The 19,031-nt window shown below is 35.0% G+C and carries 18 protein-coding genes; 10 read left to right on the forward strand and 8 right to left on the reverse strand.

Features of this window, described 5'->3' with window-relative positions; genetic code table 11:
• Window positions 1-11 precede the first annotated feature (11 nt).
• The 7 genes from ASE21_RS17500 (at window position 12) to ASE21_RS17530 (ending at window position 6,900) form a co-directional block, all read left to right on the forward strand.
• On the forward strand, window positions 12-971 hold the full coding sequence (locus tag ASE21_RS17500; protein ID WP_057124019.1) for an ion channel: 960 nt from the start codon (window positions 12-14) through the stop codon (window positions 969-971).
• Window positions 972-1,042: 71 nt separating this feature from the next.
• Window positions 1,043-1,942: a MerR family transcriptional regulator gene (locus ASE21_RS17505; RefSeq protein WP_057124020.1), complete on the forward strand. Its 900-nt coding sequence runs from the start codon at window positions 1,043-1,045 to the stop codon at window positions 1,940-1,942.
• 37 nt (window positions 1,943-1,979) lie between these two features.
• Window positions 1,980-3,437 (forward strand): phytoene desaturase family protein, encoded by a 1,458-nt coding sequence (locus tag ASE21_RS17510; protein ID WP_057124021.1) that lies wholly within the window; start codon window positions 1,980-1,982, stop codon window positions 3,435-3,437.
• A gap of 11 nt (window positions 3,438-3,448) precedes the next feature.
• The gene (locus ASE21_RS17515; RefSeq protein ID WP_057124022.1) at window positions 3,449-4,288 is read left to right on the forward strand and encodes a phytoene/squalene synthase family protein; all 840 of its coding nucleotides are present in this window, start codon (window positions 3,449-3,451) and stop codon (window positions 4,286-4,288) included.
• A 113-nt stretch (window positions 4,289-4,401) separates the two neighbouring features.
• Window positions 4,402-4,842 carry a sterol desaturase family protein gene (locus tag ASE21_RS17520; RefSeq protein WP_057124023.1) on the forward strand — a complete coding sequence of 147 codons (441 nt, stop codon included), beginning with the start codon at window positions 4,402-4,404 and terminating at the stop codon, window positions 4,840-4,842.
• Between the two features lie 143 nt (window positions 4,843-4,985).
• A complete protein-coding gene (locus ASE21_RS17525) occupies window positions 4,986-5,495 on the forward strand; it encodes an SRPBCC family protein (RefSeq protein WP_057124024.1) in 510 nt (169 codons plus the stop codon).
• A gap of 109 nt (window positions 5,496-5,604) precedes the next feature.
• Complete coding sequence (locus ASE21_RS17530; protein ID WP_057124025.1) at window positions 5,605-6,900, forward strand: cryptochrome/photolyase family protein; 1,296 nt, start codon at window positions 5,605-5,607, stop codon at window positions 6,898-6,900.
• 281 nt (window positions 6,901-7,181) lie between these two features.
• Here ASE21_RS17530 and ASE21_RS17535 read toward each other — a convergent pair whose 3' ends face one another.
• Window positions 7,182-7,523: a hypothetical protein gene (locus ASE21_RS17535; protein WP_057124026.1), complete on the reverse strand. Its 342-nt coding sequence runs from the start codon at window positions 7,521-7,523 to the stop codon at window positions 7,182-7,184.
• 272 nt (window positions 7,524-7,795) lie between these two features.
• A complete protein-coding gene (locus tag ASE21_RS17540; RefSeq protein WP_057124027.1) occupies window positions 7,796-8,692 on the reverse strand; it encodes a hypothetical protein in 897 nt (298 codons plus the stop codon).
• A 1,667-nt stretch (window positions 8,693-10,359) separates the two neighbouring features.
• Between ASE21_RS17540 and ASE21_RS17545 the strand changes: the two genes are divergently transcribed.
• Together ASE21_RS17545 and ASE21_RS17550 are read left to right on the forward strand one after the other, a co-directional pair.
• Window positions 10,360-11,517 carry a hypothetical protein gene (locus ASE21_RS17545; RefSeq protein WP_128414720.1) on the forward strand — a complete coding sequence of 386 codons (1,158 nt, stop codon included), beginning with the start codon at window positions 10,360-10,362 and terminating at the stop codon, window positions 11,515-11,517.
• 53 nt (window positions 11,518-11,570) lie between these two features.
• Window positions 11,571-12,080: a hypothetical protein gene (locus ASE21_RS17550; protein WP_057124029.1), complete on the forward strand. Its 510-nt coding sequence runs from the start codon at window positions 11,571-11,573 to the stop codon at window positions 12,078-12,080.
• Between the two features lie 303 nt (window positions 12,081-12,383).
• On the opposite strand, the gene ASE21_RS17555 is transcribed toward ASE21_RS17550, so the two are convergent.
• Window positions 12,384-13,688, reverse strand: coding sequence for an ABC1 kinase family protein (locus ASE21_RS17555; protein ID WP_057124030.1), 1,305 nt, complete (start codon window positions 13,686-13,688; stop codon window positions 12,384-12,386).
• Window positions 13,685-14,347, reverse strand: coding sequence for a TetR family transcriptional regulator C-terminal domain-containing protein (locus ASE21_RS17560; protein WP_057124031.1), 663 nt, complete (start codon window positions 14,345-14,347; stop codon window positions 13,685-13,687). Before ASE21_RS17560 ends, ASE21_RS17555 begins: the two co-directional genes overlap by 4 nt.
• Window positions 14,348-14,445: 98 nt before the next feature.
• Between ASE21_RS17560 and ASE21_RS17565 the strand changes: the two genes are divergently transcribed.
• Entirely contained in the window at window positions 14,446-15,354 is a 909-nt protein-coding gene (locus ASE21_RS17565; RefSeq protein ID WP_057124032.1) for a TIGR01777 family oxidoreductase, read from the forward strand.
• Window positions 15,355-15,357: 3 nt separating this feature from the next.
• On the opposite strand, the gene ASE21_RS17570 is transcribed toward ASE21_RS17565, so the two are convergent.
• From ASE21_RS17570 to rmuC, 4 genes are all read right to left on the reverse strand, one after another.
• Window positions 15,358-15,930 carry a YceI family protein gene (locus ASE21_RS17570; RefSeq protein WP_057124359.1) on the reverse strand — a complete coding sequence of 191 codons (573 nt, stop codon included), beginning with the start codon at window positions 15,928-15,930 and terminating at the stop codon, window positions 15,358-15,360.
• A gap of 242 nt (window positions 15,931-16,172) precedes the next feature.
• Window positions 16,173-16,568 carry a VOC family protein gene (locus tag ASE21_RS17575; protein WP_057124033.1) on the reverse strand — a complete coding sequence of 132 codons (396 nt, stop codon included), beginning with the start codon at window positions 16,566-16,568 and terminating at the stop codon, window positions 16,173-16,175.
• Window positions 16,569-16,970: 402 nt separating this feature from the next.
• Complete coding sequence (locus tag ASE21_RS17580) at window positions 16,971-17,519, reverse strand: acyl-CoA thioesterase (protein WP_057124034.1); 549 nt, start codon at window positions 17,517-17,519, stop codon at window positions 16,971-16,973.
• A 117-nt stretch (window positions 17,520-17,636) separates the two neighbouring features.
• Complete coding sequence (rmuC, locus tag ASE21_RS17585) at window positions 17,637-19,010, reverse strand: DNA recombination protein RmuC (RefSeq protein WP_057124035.1); 1,374 nt, start codon at window positions 19,008-19,010, stop codon at window positions 17,637-17,639.
• Window positions 19,011-19,031 lie beyond the last annotated feature (21 nt).

The following is a 19,031-nucleotide window of genomic DNA, read 5'->3' on the forward strand; positions in this document are numbered from 1 at the left end:
GTAAAAACTACATGCCGCTTTTAAGAAAAACAAATACCATTCAGACAGATAAAAATTCAGGATTTGGAACTAACGCCGGAAATTACGGAGGAAGGTTTGTAAATAAAAACGGAACTCCGAATATTGAAAAAACCGGGATGAACCTGCTGCGCCGAATCAGCTGGTACCATACTATGATCGATATGCCAAACTGGAAATTCATGCTGATTTTGTTTTCTTTTTACATTGCCATCAATTTTATTTTTGCTGTAATTTATTATGCCATAGGTATCGAACATTTAGATGGAATTGCGCAATCCGGAAGTATTTTAACACAATTTGGGCAGGCTTATTTTTTCAGCGCGCAGACTTTTACAACAGTCGGTTACGGACATATTAGTCCAACGGGTTTCCTGACAAGTGCTTTATCTGCTGCCGAAGCCTTAATTGGTTTATTAAGTTTTGCGATTGCAACAGGTCTATTCTTTGGCCGCTTTAGCAAACCAACTGCTTTTTTAAAATTTTCGCACAATGCCTTAATTTCACCATACGGGGAAGGCAAAGGTTTAATGATACGGCTTGTTCCATTTAAAAACACCAATTTTACAGATGCAGCTGCAAAAGTAACCTTAGGATTGAGCCTCGAGGAAAATGGCCAGAGCGTAAACAAATTCTATAAACTTGATCTCGAGCTGGATCGTATAAATGCGCTTTCGCTCAGCTGGACATTGGTACATCCTATTACAGAAAGCAGTCCGCTGTATAATTTTACCGAAGAAGATTTTAAAACCATACACGGCGAAATTTTAGTTTTCATTACCACTTTTGATGACATGTTCAGCAATACCGTGGCAGCGCGTACCTCTTATACTTTTAGTGAAATAATTTATGGTGCAAAATTCAGAACAATGTACAACAGAAGTAAAGACGGATCAAAAACAATTTTATATCTGGACAAATTAAATCAGTTTGATACTACAAACTTCGCGTAAAGCATCATTTTTATGTTGTTTTACCTGTTTTTTGAGATTTTATTATACTTTTGTTTACATAAGCGTATAAAATGGTAAACAATATTAAAACTGTTTTCAGTATAAAAGATCTCGAGAATTTATCCGGAATAAAAGCACACACAATTCGCATTTGGGAGAAAAGGTATAACATTTTAGAACCAATGCGTACAGATACCAATATCCGGCTTTATAACCTCCAGAATCTGCAGAAACTTTTAAATATTACACTACTACACGAATACGGTTATAAAATCTCCAAAATTGCAACTTATCCCGAAGAGAAAATCCCGCAGTTAGTTCGTGAAATTATTTCAAAGAAAAACTCTCAGAATTACGCTATTACCTCTTTTAAAATGGCGATGATGAATTTTGATCAGGAATTGTTTTTCAACACTTTTGACTGGCTTATTTCTGAAAAAACATTCAAAGAAGTTTTTAAAGAACATTTTCTTCCGCTTTTAAAGGAATTGGGATTGTTATGGCAGTCAGAAACCATTACGCCTGCAAATGAACATTTTATGAGTCATTTGATCAAACAGAAAATCTTAATTTATACGGAAAGCCTTCAAATTCAAAAACCTACAAAAACAGACCGGATTTTTGTTCTTTCTCTTCCTTTAAATGAAATCCATCAGATTGGACTGCTTTATCTGCAGTATGAAATATTATCCAAAGGTTACAAAACCATTTATTTAGGAGAAAGTATGCCTATTGAAAACCTGCAGGATTTAACCAGACATTTTGAAAACATCACTTTTGTTTCCTTTATGACCATCCAGCCGGAGCGCAACGTGATTAATCAGTACGTGAAATCGATGGGACAAAAATTACTGCAAAAAAACAACGAAATCTGGCTTATGGGCAAAATGGTGGAGTACATTGACAGAAAAGTTCTGCCGGAAAGAATCAGAATTTTTGATTCTATGGAAGAAACAATGGAAACAATTTAGATTTTTTGTTTAAAGTTTTTGTATATTTGTTAAACAAATGACAAAAACAATTGCAATAATAGGATCAGGCTTTTCTTCGTTAGCCGCTTCGTGTTACCTCGCAAAGCAAGGAAACAAGGTTACTATTTATGAAAAAAATCCAACGATTGGCGGCAGGGCAAGACAGTTTAAAAAAGACGGTTTTACCTTTGACATGGGACCAAGCTGGTACTGGATGCCGGACGTATTTGAACGTTTTTTTCAGGATTTCGAAAAAAAACCTGCTGATTATTACGAGCTTATAAAACTGAACCCCGCTTACCGCGTTTATTTTGGCATAGACGATTTTATCAGCATTTATGATAATTTAGAAGATATAAAATCTAAGTTTGAAGAAATTGAAAAAGGAAGCGGAAAACAGCTTGACACTTTTATAAAACAGGCAAAAAGCAATTACGATATTGCCATAAAAGATTTGGTTTACCGTCCGGGAGTTTCTCCGCTCGAATTAATCACAAAAGAAACGGCTTTAAAACTCAACCAGTTTTTTAGCAATGTGAGCAGTGATATCCGAAAAAAATTCAAAAACGAAAGACTGGTTCAAATTCTGGAATTTCCGGTTTTATTTCTCGGCGCAAAGCCCTCAAAAACGCCTTCGTTTTACAATTTTATGAATTACGCCGATTTCGGCCTCGGGACCTGGCATCCTAAAACCGGAATGTTTGATGTCATCCGCGGAATTGAAAAACTGGCTCTCGAACTGGGTGTTACTTTTAAAACCAATGCTTCCATCGAAAAAATAATCGTTGAAAATAAAACCGCATCCGGAATTATTGTCAATGGCGAAACCATAAAAGCCGATATTATTTTAAGTGGTGCAGACTACCATCATACTGAAACTTTACTCGAAAAAGAACATCGCGTTTACTCTGAAAAATATTGGCAGAGCCGGACATTTGCGCCTTCATCGCTCCTGTTTTTTATTGGCTTCAATAAAAAAATTGAAAATATTTCGCATCACGCCTTATTTTTTGATACCGATTTTAACCAGCATGCGATCGATATTTATGACGATCCCAAATGGCCGAAAAATCCATTATTTTACGCCAACTTTCCTTCAAAAACAGATCCTACGGCAGCTCCGGACGGAATGGAATCCGGCTTTTTCTTAATTCCCCTTGCTCCCGGAATTGAAGATAATCAGCAACTTAGAGAAGAATATTTTGAAAAAATAATCACTCGTTTTGAAGATGTTACACAGCAAAAAATAAAAAATAACATTATATTTAAGAAGTCATTCTGCAAAAACGATTTTGTGACAGATTATAATGCCTACAAAGGAAACGCTTACGGAATGGCAAATACATTATTGCAGACCGCATTTTTAAGGCCCAAATTAAAAAGCAAAAAAGTCAGGAATTTATATTTTACGGGACAATTAACGGTACCCGGACCAGGTGTTCCGCCTGCCTTAATTTCAGGAAAACTAGCAGCTGAATTAATTCAAAAATCCTAAGATCTTAAAAAATGAAATCACTATTCGACGCCGTTTCTTTCAAATGCAGCAAATTGGTTACCAAAAATTACAGCTCGTCTTTTTCACTTGCTGTAAAAATGCTTTCGCCAAGCATTCGCGATGCGATTTACAGCATTTACGGATTTGTAAGGTTTGCTGATGAAATTGTTGATTCTTTTCATGATTATGAAAAAGAATATCTGATCGACGATTTTGAAAAAGAATATTACAAAGCCATGGAATTAGGAATCAGCCTCAACCCTATTCTCAATTCTTTTCAGCATACCGTAAAAGAATATAATATTACAGACGACCTTGTTCAGGCTTTTTTAAGAAGCATGAAACTCGATCTTATTAAATCGACTTACCACACGCAGACAGAATATGCAGATTACATTTATGGCTCTGCAGATGTCGTGGGTTTAATGTGCCTCAAGGTTTTCGTTTCCGGAAAGGAACATAAATATGAGCAGTTAAAGAGCGAAGCCATGCGTTTGGGTTCGGCTTTTCAGAAAGTGAATTTCCTGAGGGATTTAAAAGATGATAATACGATTTTAAACAGAACTTATTTTCCGGGAGTAAATCTGGAAAATTTCAACGAAGAGTCAAAAGCAAAAATCATTTCAGAAATTGAAGAAGATTTCAGCGCTGCCTATCAGGGAATTGTAAAATTACCAATGGAAGCAAAATTTGGCGTTTACACCGCGTATGTATATTACAGAAAACTGCTGAAAAAACTCAAAAACACGCCGCCGCATAAAATTGGAAATTCAAGAATAAGAGTTTCTAATTATACTAAAGCCGGACTTTTGGCGCAGTCTTTTGTTACTTATAAGCTAAAGCTGGTGTAATCAGGACAAAAGTTTTGTCAGTAGCGAAAAATAACCTTTTGAGTTAATCTTTTGAGATCTAAAGCTAAGCTCGGAGGAATTTAAATTATAATTTTAATAACAACATTTATAAAATGATTTCTTTTTTAATCTTTTTAGGCGTTTTTCTGTTTATGGAGTGTGTTACCTGGCTTACACACAAATACGTAATGCACGGTTTTATGTGGTATTTTCACGCAGATCACCATCAGCCGAAATACGAACATACTTTTGAGCGCAACGACATTTTCTTTGTCATATTTGCGGTTCCAAGTATTGTTTTGTTTTATTTTGGCGTTCAGGGCGGATTCAATTATTTGTTTTTCATTGCCTGCGGTGTTACGCTTTACGGAATCTGTTATTTTTTAATTCACGATGTATTAATTCATCAGCGTTTTAAATGGTTTAAAAACACCAAAAACAAATACCTCATCGGACTCAGAAAAGCTCATAAAATACATCATAAACACCTTAATAAAGAAAAAGGGGAATGTTTCGGAATGTTGTTCGTTCCATTTAAATATTATAAAATTTAATTTATGTAAACATAGAAACATAGTTTTCATGTCGCAGAAAAGGCATTTCACTTTCATGAACAAACATAGAATATGTGGGAGATAATTGGTTTAAATTGGAATTTGGAATTTAAAAAAATTGGAATTTGTAACTTTATGAGTTTATGAAATTATACAAAATAGCAACCGTTCAATATGTAAATGCCAGCGTTGAAGAATGCTGGGATTTTTTCTCCAGTCCAAAAAACCTGCAGACTATTACACTCGATAATATGAATTTTGAAATCAAAGATTTTGATGAAAAAAGAATGTATCACGGACAAATCATAACTTACACTTTACGACCGCTTTTAGGGATTAAAATTTCGTGGGTTACTGAAATTACCGCCTGCAGAGAAAATCAGTATTTTATCGATGTTCAGCGTTTTGGCCCTTACAAATTATGGCACCACAAACACTTTTTTGAACGCACGCCGGATGGCGGGACCAAAATGACAGATGTTGTTCATTATGCTTTACCATTTGGGATTTTGGGGCGCATCATGAACTTTTTCGTCGTAAAAGACAAACTCAAAACCATTTTCGATTTCAGATACAATAAAATTGAGGAATTGTTTAATGGAAAATCGCAGACCAAAATTATCAAAATCAACGCTGAGCAAAAAAGCATTTAAATTAATTTTTAATATAAAAGAAAGGCACAGATTGCACAGATTAACACAGATTCAATCCTTTTAAATCTGTGTTAATCTGTGGCAAAAAAACAAAACGGAATTTCACAAAATGACAAAACAAAAAGTTTCTTTTTTCTGGTTCAGACGCGATTTACGATTAGAAGACAATACCGGATTATACCATGCTTTACAGTCTGAATTTCCTGTAATTCCCTTATTTATTTTTGATGAGGATATCCTGGAACATCTGCCTAAAAACGATGCAAGGGTAAGTTTTATTTACGATTCGCTTCAAAAAATAAATACCGAATTAAACGCCCTTCAGTCTTCTGTCCTGATCAGAAAAGGAAAAACTATTGAAGTCTGGAAATCACTTATATCTGAATTTGATATCGAGACTGTCTTTTACAACAAAGATTACGAACCCTTTGCCATTAATCGTGACAACGCCATTGGTGCGCTGTTAAAAGAAAATAATATTGCCTGTACTGCGTTTAAAGACCATGTTATTTTTGAAGAAAAAGAAATTACCAAAAGCGACGGACTTCCTTACACCGTTTATACTCCTTATAAAAATAAATGGCTCGAAAAATACAAACTTTCCGGAGCGGTACCGGAATACGATACAGCACCGTTTCTGTCTAATTTTGCCAAAAACAACTTTCCGTTTCCGGATTTAGCGGCAATTGGTTTCGAAAGAAGTACGATTAAAGTCCAGCCTCATAATTTGTCGCAAATAACCAATTATAAAGAAACCAGAGATTTTCCTGCCCTGGACAGCACCTCTTATCTTTCGCCGCATCTGCGTTTTGGAACCGTCAGCATCCGGAAATTAGTAAACTGGGCCAACCGAAAAAACCAGACTTTTTTGAGTGAATTAATCTGGCGTGAATTCTTTATTCAGATTCTTTTTAGTTTTCCCCATTGTGTAAATCACAATTTCAAACCGGCTTACGACGGCATTGAATGGCGCAATAACGAAGAAGATTTTAAACGCTGGTGCTCCGGGACTACCGGTTACCCAATGGTCGATGCCGGAATGCGGCAGCTCAACGAAACCGGATACATGCACAACAGGGTCCGCATGGTTGTGGCGAGTTTTTTATGCAAACATTTACTCATTAACTGGCAGTGGGGCGAAGCATATTTTGCCGAAAAATTACTAGATTTCGAACTCGCTTCAAACGTAGGCAACTGGCAGTGGGCGGCCGGAACAGGCTGCGACGCCGCACCGTATTTCAGGGTTTTTAATCCCGAAATCCAGCAAAAGAAATTTGACGAAAAAGGACAATACATCCGCAAATGGATTCCTGAATTTGATTTAGGATATAATGACCCAATGGTTGATCATGCTTTTGCACGCGACCGTGCCATTGCAACTTATAAAAAAGGAATTTTAAAATAAAATATCTTTAAAATTCAATAAAAAAATTCCAAATTCCAATGCTGTATGTCAATTGGAATTTGGAATTTATTTTATTACTCTTTGTTCTTCTGAGCGAAGTCGAAGAACTGCAAAGCGAAGATATACAATACAGACAATCTGCCTATGCGTCGAGTTCGCTCAGCAGGACATGACATTATTCATAGAGCCAAATTCCAATAAAAATTCCAATTGACGTAATCCATTGGAATTTGGAATTTTTTTTAGGTAAGTATACCCTTTACACCGAAAATCTGTTGTTTTTAGTTTTTTACGGGCGGGTTAGTATTTAATACAAATGTTAATTCTAAGTAGTTATCAATGTAGGTGGAGTAATTTGAACAAATTGAGTAATCAATTATTAAATCCAAGTTTTTGTAAATATCAGTTTCAAGTAGTTCTGGTAAAGTAAAGAAAACTTCAGGATTAAATTTACTGATAATTGATCTAAAATATTTAGCAGATAATTTCTCACCTTCACTTGGATGATAAAATACTTTTAGTGCTTTTCCTGTATTATTAATTTCTAATTGTAGTTCTTCGGTAATGTCATAATAATTTATGACACATTTTCTCTTTTCAATTGTAATTTCTTTCGAGTTCATGCCTATTTTTTAATTCTTTCAAATTTACGAAGAATAATAATTGAAAATTCTGCTGTCGTTGATTTTGATTGCATAACTGGTATAAATAAAAAAGCCTAATTAAAGAGGCCTGGTTATGAAGCATATTAGCAAGTTACTAATACTTTGTAATTTAATTCTCTTTGGTTATCGAACCTATACATTATTTCGTTTGACGTATCTTGGAATTCTTTATCATCGAGCAGTTCTGTTTCCATAATATTAAGAATTTAATTCAGTGTTTAGCAGTTTTATTAAAATTCATTTTTATTTAATAGACCATTCCATCGAATGTATTTTGATGCCTCGAACTGGTTTGTGTAATGATGCATTGATAAATTAAATAGATCTTCATCTCCTAATATTTCTTTCATAACCATCTCATCAAATATATCTTCTACAAAATTGTTTTGCAAATAACTTACTGTTTTAGGATGGTCTAAAAAAGATTGTTCGAAGTCATTTAAATCTTTCTTATGAGCTTCTTTTAAATTTTCAATCGTTTCATCTGTATAATGTATATAATATAAACATTCGTCAAAGAAATCTTTTTTCCGATAATTCATATTTTCATCGTAGAAAGACCATTTATGAAGTTTTACAGAAAACAAATCAGAACCCATGTTTAATGGAAAATTAATTCCTTCACCGTCATTATATAATAAAATTGTCTCGTTCTTATAATATAAGTTCAGTATAAATAATGCAGACATAATATCAAATAAATATTTTATGCTGCCAAACTGTAATGAATTAGCTCTGTCATGTTTAAGATTCTGGTAAGAGTTATTCCATGTATAAGTTATTCCATTATGAAAAGTACTTGTTTCATTTTTTATAAATGGTTTTAATTCTTTCAATGTTTGAAAACAATTTGAAGAACTTATTAGTATTACTTTTTGATCCAGCTTCCATAGAGAATTTAAAAGCTCTAATGCATCTGTATCATACTTTATCTTAGTTTTTCTTCCACCGTTTAGTTTATATAATTCTTTTGATATAGATTCAATTTCGGCGGATGCTCGTAAAATAAGATCAGAAATTTGGGATGAATAAACATTTAGGTGATTATCATCAATATGAACTGAGTAACTTAAATTGAGAACTCCTATCTCTAAATTTTTATAGACTGGCCAGTAGATATTAGACATACATTCTTATTGATTTTTTTACCAAATATACCTAATTTATTAGCTCATCTTCTTCTAAAAAAGTATTTTGATTTTATTGCAATAAAATCAGGTATTTGTACTTAGGTGTTGTTTAGGTGTGTTTTATATATTTGAAATGTAATGCCCATTCTGACAAAAATAAAAGAGTTGCTAAAAGTATTAACTTAAATTTCTGAGAATGGGGAAAAGATTGCACAAAAAGGTTTATCACTTTAACTTCAGTGTTAAACTATGGCTGTTCTGGCTTTAGTAAGTGTAAATTATTAAAGGTAAGTTTGCGCTTACCTTTTTTACTTTATGGTTGATAAATTATTTTTTGGCAGGAAAAAATAAAAATAAACTACTAAATATCTAAAAATATGGCTAATTACTCTGTATTAAGTATAATAGCAACCATATATCTAAGCAAATAAGAATACCATTTAATATATACCAAAATTCATATCCTTTTCTGAATCTTATTTTAAGTTTCATCGGGTTAGTGTAAAGTGGGTATACTTACCTTATTTTATTAATCTTTGTTCTTCTGAGCAAAGTCGAAGAACCACATGCTGGTATAAATTTCAATAAAAAATTCCAAATTCCAATTGATTCATTGGAATTTGGAATTTTTTATTTGGGATTTTTTTTTTGAATTTGAAATCAAAAATTTGTCCTATTCTAACATTTTTAAAATTTTTATTAGCAAACCACTCTAAACTGTCCGTGTAATTTTGCAACTTATTATAACCATATAATTCTGTATCGATGAAAAAAACAACTTAGACAGATATGCTTTAATAATAAAGTTAGATAATACCTAGAGCGTCAGGCTTCTTTTAAGGAATTGTTTTAGTACAAAATTTTAAACCTTAAAATGCAATAAACAGATAATAAGTAGTTTAAATAAAATTACATACCTGGAGAAAACCATTAACATTCGTAAAACTTACAAAAACTGGAAATAGAGAAATAACAGATTTTAATTGCCAAACTCCATAAAAACAAAAGTTTAAGCAGTTGGTTAAATACCATTTCGCAATTCTTTATGAAACATATTTGTTTATTTACCGAATGAGGAAACAGATGAAACTGTGTAGTAATCTTTGCTTCATTAGTTTCAAATTTGAAACACATTTAGAAAAATAAACAGTGCAGCAGGGAAAACTTTACGACAGCATTTACCCTATTGGTTTCAAATTTAAAATTAGTTTCAAATTTAAAACTGCCTGATTATAGATTATTAAACAATGATATCTAGTGAAACTTACATCAAACAAGGTAATTACCGGCTGGTGTATTAAAATGAATTAGTTATTTAAAATGAATAATAAAGAAAAATGAATATGAAAAAAATAATAAACCTATTATTGTTATTTGCTTTCGCTCTGCAAGGACATGCACAGCAACAAACAGCTAACTGGGCTTTCGGAACCAGTGCCGGCCTTACATGGAATACAACACGCAGCCTGTCTGCCACTGGGTTAGCGGGAACCCCAAATGCCACTTTGGACGGATTACCAACAACTATTTCCAATATCAAAATCAATACAGGGGAGGGATGTTTTACTATGTCCGACGCCAGCGGACAGCTGCTTTTTTACTCAGATGGTATGTCTATCTGGGACAAGACTAATACAGTCATGCCTAACGCTAATAAGGCCGCAATGAGTGGGCTCACCGGAAATTCCTCATCAGCGCAATCGGGTATTATAATACCTTATCCTGGAAACCCCAATCAATATGTTGCCGTAACGATAGATCAATTTTGGAATAACAACTTAGCTTATTCGGTAATTGACATGACCTTGCGTGGTGGATTAGGTGATGTTGTTGCCGGAAAGAAAAATATACCGCTCACCGGAGGTTCGGGAGCTATAGGAGAAACCGTTACAGCCATACTCGATGCTAATGGTACAGATTATTGGATTATAGCCCTGGGTCGCTCTAATTATATGAATGCGTGGAAGCTCACCTCCAACGGGGTAGTGGCTCCTTCTGCTCCTGTCAAAAGTATGTTCCCGGCCGGTGTGGGTATTAACAGCGCTAACGTCCCGAATGGATATCTGAAAATTACACCCGACGGAAAACATTTTGCAGTTGCGGGCTATGATACTAAGACTGTAATATATGGTGACTTTAACAATAGCACCGGTACTTTTAGTAATGCGCGGCAAATTACAGGATTTGACACTAGCACTTACGGCATAGAATTCTCAAAATCAATGAACTATCTGTATGTTGGCGGTACCGCAAAGTTGTATGTTTATGACTTTAATGCTTTACTGGCGACAACCAATCCTTCATCTGTAACTCCTAAAAAAATTGCTTTTGGAAATGACATAAATGGATTACAGATGGGACCCGATAATCGTATTTACGCTACAGCGTATGGTCAGAGTTACCTGTATGTAGTTGATAACCCTGAAGAATACGATAACCTGAAAACATATCAGCTGCCTGCCAATTTCTTGGGGAGTGGTATATCCAGAATTGGTTTACCTTCATTCTCAGGCTCTTGGTTTACACCGCCACCGGCATTCTGCTACAGTCCTGCGGTTACAGCAGGTACCAGAGAGCCTTTTAAAACTATTGTGTCAACATTAGACAGAACTGCTTCGCCGCGTAATTGGTCAGACCCAAGAACGGGCAGCTTAATACTGGAATCCCAAAATAAAGGTTTGGTATTAACAAGAATCGCATCTCCGGAAACGGCAATCGCCAATCCGGTAGAAGGAATGATTGTATTCGATACCACAAATAAAGTCTTAAAGTTTTATAATGGCACTGTCTGGAAAATACTGGAACAGGGATGTCCTAATTAGTTTGTTTAGTTCTTAGTACTAAGAAATAATAAAGCAATAAAAATTAAATTATTATGAAAAAAATAGCAGCAGTAATTTTTGTGGTTTTCGCAGGATTAGCAGCAAATGCGCAGGCGTCAATTGGTAAGATTCCGCCGGACGGATCAGGAATTGTAGATTTTAATGCAGACGGAAAATCCGGCATGGTACTGCCGTGGGTTACTACACTACCAACAGGATCTGCACTTACGGGAGGTGTCATGATTTATGATACCACCCAGAAAAAGGTAATGTGTTACGACGGAACGGCATGGGTAGATTTATCCAATCACAGCGGTTTTGTCGATTTGTCTATACAGTCATCAACGACTGAGGCATCTACAAAAGGAACCGTTATTGGTGCAGCCAGCAGCAGCGCAGACGGGGTTTTGGTTTTAGAATCTTCAAACAAAGCTCTGATTCTGCCAAAAGTAGCTTCGCCGCATCTTGTTATAAGCAATCCAATGCCCGGAACAATTTGTTACGATACCGCAAGCAAAATGGTTTGCGTATTTAATGGCACAGAATGGACGTTTTGGAAATAATAAATTCACGCATAAATCAAACAATAAACCCGACAGCTTAAAAACTGTCGGGTTTATTTGTTTTTAAAAATTTCAGATTCTATTTTTCATCACAGTTTTGTCATTTCGAGGAACGAGAAATCTCCGCGACAATATTCCACAAAGATTGGAAATACTTTATAAAGCTTCTTGCGGAGATTTCTCGTTCCTCGAAATGACAAGATTGTGGTAATTTTAGTGAGATTGCTTCGTTCCTCGCAAGGACTAATCAAGAGTTTAACTTTGTCAAAGTTCTGCATGACACTTTAAACCTGAAACAAACTTCTAATATTTCAAATAATTCTTCACCACGATTTTGGCTTTTAAATCGAACATTAAATTGTACAAACCAAAAAACGTACGGTTCATGTAAATAAAGTGTTTAGAACCGCGGTTTCCGTTCATTTTTCTTAAACTGGTGTCTTCAGAAAAACGTTTTCCTAATTCGGCAATGGCATTAAAAAAAGATTCATCGGCAAAATCAAAAGTATCGTTTTGAAAAGGTTTTGTAAAGAGCGACAGCAAATCATGGAACATTTCGGTAAAATAGGCCACTTCTTCCGGTGTATCGTCTTCGCGAAGGATTTCCAGTTCAAAAAGCTTTTTATGAAACAGCGCCTGATCTGTAATAACATTTTTGTTGATGAGTTCAAAATACGGAACGTAAAAATCGTCCGGAATTTGCTTCATACAGCCAAAATCCAGAGCAATTAACTGATTGTGATCGTCAACCAAAAAATTTCCCGGATGCGGATCAGCATGCACTTTTCTCAAAACATGAATCTGGTACATATAAAAATCCCAAAGCGCCTGCCCTATTGCATCGCCCGTTTGCTGGTCGAAATTTTTGGAGGTGAATTCAGAAAGGTGAATTCCCGTCATCCAGTCCATCGTAATAATTTTCTCCGAAGAAAACTCAGGATAATAATTGGGAAAAGAAATGTTTTCAATTTTACTGCACGCTTCTACCACTTCCCTGCTCTGTTCCAGTTCCAGCAAATAGTTGGTTTCTTCGATAAGTTTGTCTTCAACTTCCTTAAAATATTTATCAGAATCTTTTCCCTGCAGGTTAAACATTCGAATAGCAATAGGTTTTACCAAAGCCAGATCTGACGAAATACTGTTGGCTACACCCGGATACTGAATTTTTACGGCGAGTTTTTTACCGTTCTTCTTTGCAAGGTGCACCTGCCCGATACTGGCCGCATTTACGGAATTTGGATTGAACTCGTCAAAAATTTCATAAGGCGTTTTTCCCAGATTACTCTTAAAGGTTTTTAAAACCAAAGGTGCAGAAAGCGGCGGAACAGAAAACTGCGACAACGAAAATTTCTCCACATAAGCCTGCGGCAGGAAATTTTTGTCCATGCTCAGCATTTGGGCTACTTTTAGCGCGCTTCCTTTTAGGCTTTTAAGTCCGTCGTAAATGTCTTCGGCATTATTTTCGTTGAGTTTATCGCGGGTTAAATCAGGATTTACTACTTTTTCAGCATAATGCTTAATGTAATTTACTCCAATTTTAGCGCCGGTCTGAACCAGTTTTCCGGCTCTTTCTATTTTTGAAGTGGGAATATAATCGATTGTTTTCATTGTTTGGTGTATATTTTTTCTTTAAACAGAAATTTTCCAAAATCTATTAAATGATTGATTGGGGCAACATTCATAAGTTCAAATGATGCGTTAACCGATTTTTCGATAAAAATATCTGTTTTTTCAAAGGCCGCAGATTCGTCTTCCATCCAGAATTTAATCGTCATCATCAATTGCAGCCACGCCGATTCCTGAATGGCTTTTTCCTGAAATCGCTGCAGTTTTTCTACTTCTAACCTGTAATCGTCCGTCAGGATTTCAGAAACGTAATTTTTAAAACTATCCCGAAGCGTTGTCAGCTGTACCAGATTTTTAAGCGGGTTCCTGTCAATTTTAAGCGACTGCAGAACGTAACTTCTGTTGGCGGTTAAAATCTCAAAAAAGGTAAAATAAAAACTCAGCATTTTATTTTTCATATCGTATTGCTGATACTCTTCATTTTGATGAAGCAGGTTGACGGTATTTTGAAAAAACAGGCGAAAAATTTCTTTTTCTAAACTTTCTAATGTTCCAAAAAAAGAATAAAATTCCGCTTCTGTAAAATCATTTTCTTTGGCAAAATGATACACAGATTTTGGTTTTTGACCTTTATCCAACACTTGATCCATATATTTTGAAACGATGTACTCTTTGGTAATTTCCCTTTTTTTAGTTCCCATTTTATTAAAATTTAGAATTTGCCATAAAGGTAAACATTGTTTAAGTATCTTTACTAATCATTAAACAAGATACGGTGTTAAATATATTATAAACTATTATGGCTCAAAATGTTCTGTTAACGGGAGGAAGTGGATTCATTGGAAAACATTTAACGAATGTTTTAATTGATGCCGGATATTCTGTTTCTGTTTTGAGCAGGTCTGATAAAAAAAACACCGAAGTGACTTATTACAAATGGGATTTAAATAAAAATTATATTGATGAAAATGCCGTTTTAAATGCAGATTACATCATTCATCTTGCCGGCGAAGGAATTGTCGAAAAACGATGGACCCAAAAAAGAAAAAAAGCAATTGTAGAAAGCCGCATCAAACCTATAGATTTGATTTATGCCGTTTTAGAAAAACACAATAAAAAATTAAATGCTTTTATATCTGCATCCGGAGTTGGAATTTACGGTGCCGTTACAAGTCATAAAATTTGTACCGAAGACATGCCGCCTGCCGATGATTTTCTGGGCACAACCTGCCAAATTTGGGAAAACACCGCCGATAAAATTGGTTCTCTCGGCATTAGAACCGTAAAAATCCGAACGGCAATTGTACTGGGCAAAGATGAAGGCTTTTTAAAAAAAGTAAATCCTGGTTTTAAATCGGGTTTTGGTGCTGTTTTAGGAACCGGAAAACAATATTTACCCTGGATTCATATTGAAGATTTATGCCAGATTTACTGCAAATCAGTTTCAGACAATCAAATGCTGGGTCCTTACAATGCTGCAGTAACAGACAATACTACAAATTTGCGATTGTCCAAAATACTGGCTTCATTGTACGGGTATACAATCTGGCTGCCCAAAATTCCTGCTTTTGTTCTTAAACTTTTTCTAGGACAAATGAGCGAAGCGGTATTAACCGGACAGAGGGTTTCTTCAGAAAAAATACAAAAAACAGGTTTTGAGTTTCAGTTCACTGATTTAGAAAAAGCACTTATCGCGAGTATTCATTAAGCTTTATTTTAAAGTCAGGTATTTCATTTCTTCGGTTGTTTTTACTACGCCAAGCAAATTCGTATTGGCCGTTTTAGAAATTTTTGCCGCCACCATACTCGGAATCGAAATATTAAAATCAGAAACTGAAATAGGATAATTACAGGAAATCTGGATGCCTTCCGGAACTCTTTTAATCAAAGCTTTCATGTCAATGATTTTGTATTTCCCATGCAGGTACAGTTTTCCTGTTACATCGTATTCTTTTTCGGTTTCATCAATATCTTTTAAATCGAATTTTTGGATTTTACCTTTAAAAACCGCTTTTGGATAACGGTGGCTTTCAATATAATTTTCATTAAAATGTTCCTGCATTAAATCCATCTTAAAAATAAAATCTTTCATTCCAACCGTACAGGTTAAAGTACTTGTTTCGGGTTCGAGAACAATAGTCCCGAGTTTGTTTACTGCTTTTACTTCTTCAAAAAAAGGTACAGAAGCTTCAAAATTAACAACTGCTGTAGTGGTTTTTAATTTATCCTGGGCTAGTATCGAAAATGCAGTAAAAAATAATATAAGCAATGTAGTTCTTTTCATAATCGTCGTCATTTAAACATTTTTTGTCATTCTGTCTCAAAACAGAACGGCAGGTGATTCCGTTAAAACTCTGCAGCCTTAAATGGTTACACTTAAAGTTACGAAATTTCAAGTTGCAATGTCCCTGAACTTATGCTAAATATTTGTGAATATTTTCGATTATGGTAATTATGTAAAGTTCCTACGGAACAAAAAAATGGCTGTATTGCTTTTTTTTGTTCCGTAAGAACCTCTAAGATTGTTTATCCCGCCATTGGGGTACAAATTTCCAGTAAAAAACCATCCGTGTCCCTTACATACGCCACAACTTGTCCCCAGGGCTTTTTCTTTGGTTCAGATACCAAAACGGCTCCAAACGAGGTTGCTTTTTGTACCAGCTCGCCAACATCTTCTGTTATAAAACCTAATTCTATCGCAAAAGGTTTGTCTTCTAAACTGCTTTCTATAAAACCTTCGCTTAAATTTTGCGATGCCAGTTTTTTTGAGGCAAAAGAAAGTGTCGTTTCGCCTGTACTTAATTCTCCGTAATCATTGTCCGGACTTATAAATTTTCTTGTAAATCCAAATACGTTTTCATAAAACTCTATCGCTTTTTCTACGTCTTCAACGTATAAAATTGTATATCCAAACTTTACCATTTTCAAAATTTTAAAATTATAAAACTATTTGTTTTCCATACAAGATAGTATAATTTTCCTGAAAAGCTGGGCTTATAATTTAATATCTCAATCTTGAGGTATTGTTTTAAACACTTCTTTTGTTTTTAAAACAAATTGAAATCATCCCTGTAATTCTTCATTAATTGTTTTCCCAATTTATGCTTTCTTGGTACATCTTGATTTATTATTTTAAATCCGTCTTTAAAATATTCAAAAACACCCGTATCATTCCACATTTCTTCAAACGTAATTTTTGAAGATGAAGGTTTATTTTATTGAAAAAATAATTCGCATTTAAATCCATAGCCCAAGGTTTCAACCCTGGGAAACGAATGTGGTGAAATTTGCTTTGCGTTCCCAAGGTTGAAACCTTGGGCTATGTTACGAAATCTCCAGCAATACATTATATTTCTCCAAACTGGCCAGATCTTCTATAGAATTGACGCTTCTTACTTTTTCATGGTCTTCGACTTCTTTTCGAACTTCAATATGTTTAATTGCTTTTCTAAATCGGCGGACTTCTTCGAGATTAGATAAAATTAACCCCGGAACCTGAACGCTTTTTCCCTCTTTATCTTTGGCCACCATTGTAAAATAAGAAGAGTTACAATGCTTGACAACGCCAGTTTGTATGTTTTCTGCTTCAACGCGAATGCCCACTACCATCGAGCTTCTGCCTACATAATTTACAGAAGCTTTCATGGTGACTAATTCTCCGACTTCGATGGGTTTAAGAAAGTTTACCGTATCTACAGAAGCCGTGACACAATAATTACCGCTGAATTTTGATGCCGAAGCAAAAGCAATCTGATCCAGTAATTGTAAAATATATCCTCCGTGAATTTTACCGCTAAAATTGGTATGCGACGGAAGCATTAACTCTGAAATACTAATTTTTGAGGAAGAAACGGGTTTAAAATCTGCGGTCATGTTTTGTTTATTTTTGGTGTTTTTTATTGTGTATTATTCTTTTTTGAGATTATAAAATCTATGTTTCTGTGTATTTAAATTATTTTTTAACTGTCAATCTGAGCGAAGTCGAAGACGTTAACTCAACAGCTCATTTTCTTCTGGATTTGAAGCTCTGGCAATAATATTTTCTGGCAGCGATTTCTTGGCCTTTGCCCCCATTTTTTTTAGTCTTTCTACACTCGAAATTAAGTTGCCTTTTCCGTCAACCAGTTTGTTCATAGCGTTTTCATATTCCGTTTTGGTGTCTTTTATTTTGTTGCCAATGCGTACCAGATCGGTTACAAAACCTTCAAATTTATCGTATAAGGCACCCGCCTGTCTTGCAATTTCAAAGGCGTTTTCCTGCTGTTTCTGGTTGGCCCACATACTGTCAATGGTGCGAAGTGTGGCCAATAAAGTACTTGGCGTAACGATTACGATATTTCTGTCGAAAGCTTTATTGTATAAAGTAGAATCTTCATTTAAGGCAATGGCAAAAGCGGGTTCGATCGGGATAAAAAGCAGTACAAAATCAGGGCTTTCTATTTGGTACAAATCGTGGTAATTTTTATTTCCCAGCTGTTCTACGTGTCGTTTAATAGACAAAACGTGTTCTTTAAGCCAGTCCGGTTTTAACAGATCCGATTCTTCGTTTACCCATTTTTCGTAAGCAATTAAAGAAACCTTCGAATCGACAATCATTTTCTTTCCATCCGGCAGATTAATCACAACGTCCGGAAAAACACGATTACCTTCGGCATTTACAAAACTCTGCTGTACTTCATATTCTCTTCCTTTTTCTAAACCGGATTTTTCGAGAACGCGTTCCAAAACTAGTTCGCCCCAATTTCCCTGCATTTTGCTGTCGCCTTTTAGTGCTTTGGTCAGGTTTAGGGTTTCTTTGCTCATTTGAGCATTCATTTCGCTTAAACCAATAATCTGCTGGCGCAGAGCTGCATGATAATCAATGCTTTCTTTGTGTGTCTGGTCTACTTTTTGTTCAAATATGTGAATTTTATCCTGAAGCGGCAAAAGGATATTTTTCATGTTTTCACTATTCTGCTCCGTGAATTTAGCCGATTTTTCTTCGAGAATTTTATTCGCCAGGTTTTCAAATTCTTTGGTAAATTTTTCCTGAAGTTCGTTTATCTCACTCTTTTGCTCTTTGTGGCGTTCCCACAGATTTTCGAAATCAACTTCTTTTTTGGAAAGCTGAATCGCCAGACTGTCTTTTTCGGTTCTTATGTTTTCTTTTTCGGAATTAGATAACTGAAGCTGTTTCTGAAAATTATTTCGCTCGGCTTCAAATTGTTCTTTTTGCAATTGAAGCTGATTTGTATTGGCCGCAAGTCTTTCTTCAAGACTTACTTTTTCTGATTGAAATTTAGCCGAAAAAAGTATTCTTCCCAAATAAATTCCAAGGAACAATGCTACGACAAAAGCCAACAAAAGCGGAACGAATTCTAACATATCTAAATTTATTTTAAGTAA

It is taken from the genome of Flavobacterium sp. Root901, from assembly GCF_001429765.1.
Classification (GTDB): Bacteria; Bacteroidota; Bacteroidia; order Flavobacteriales; family Flavobacteriaceae; genus Flavobacterium.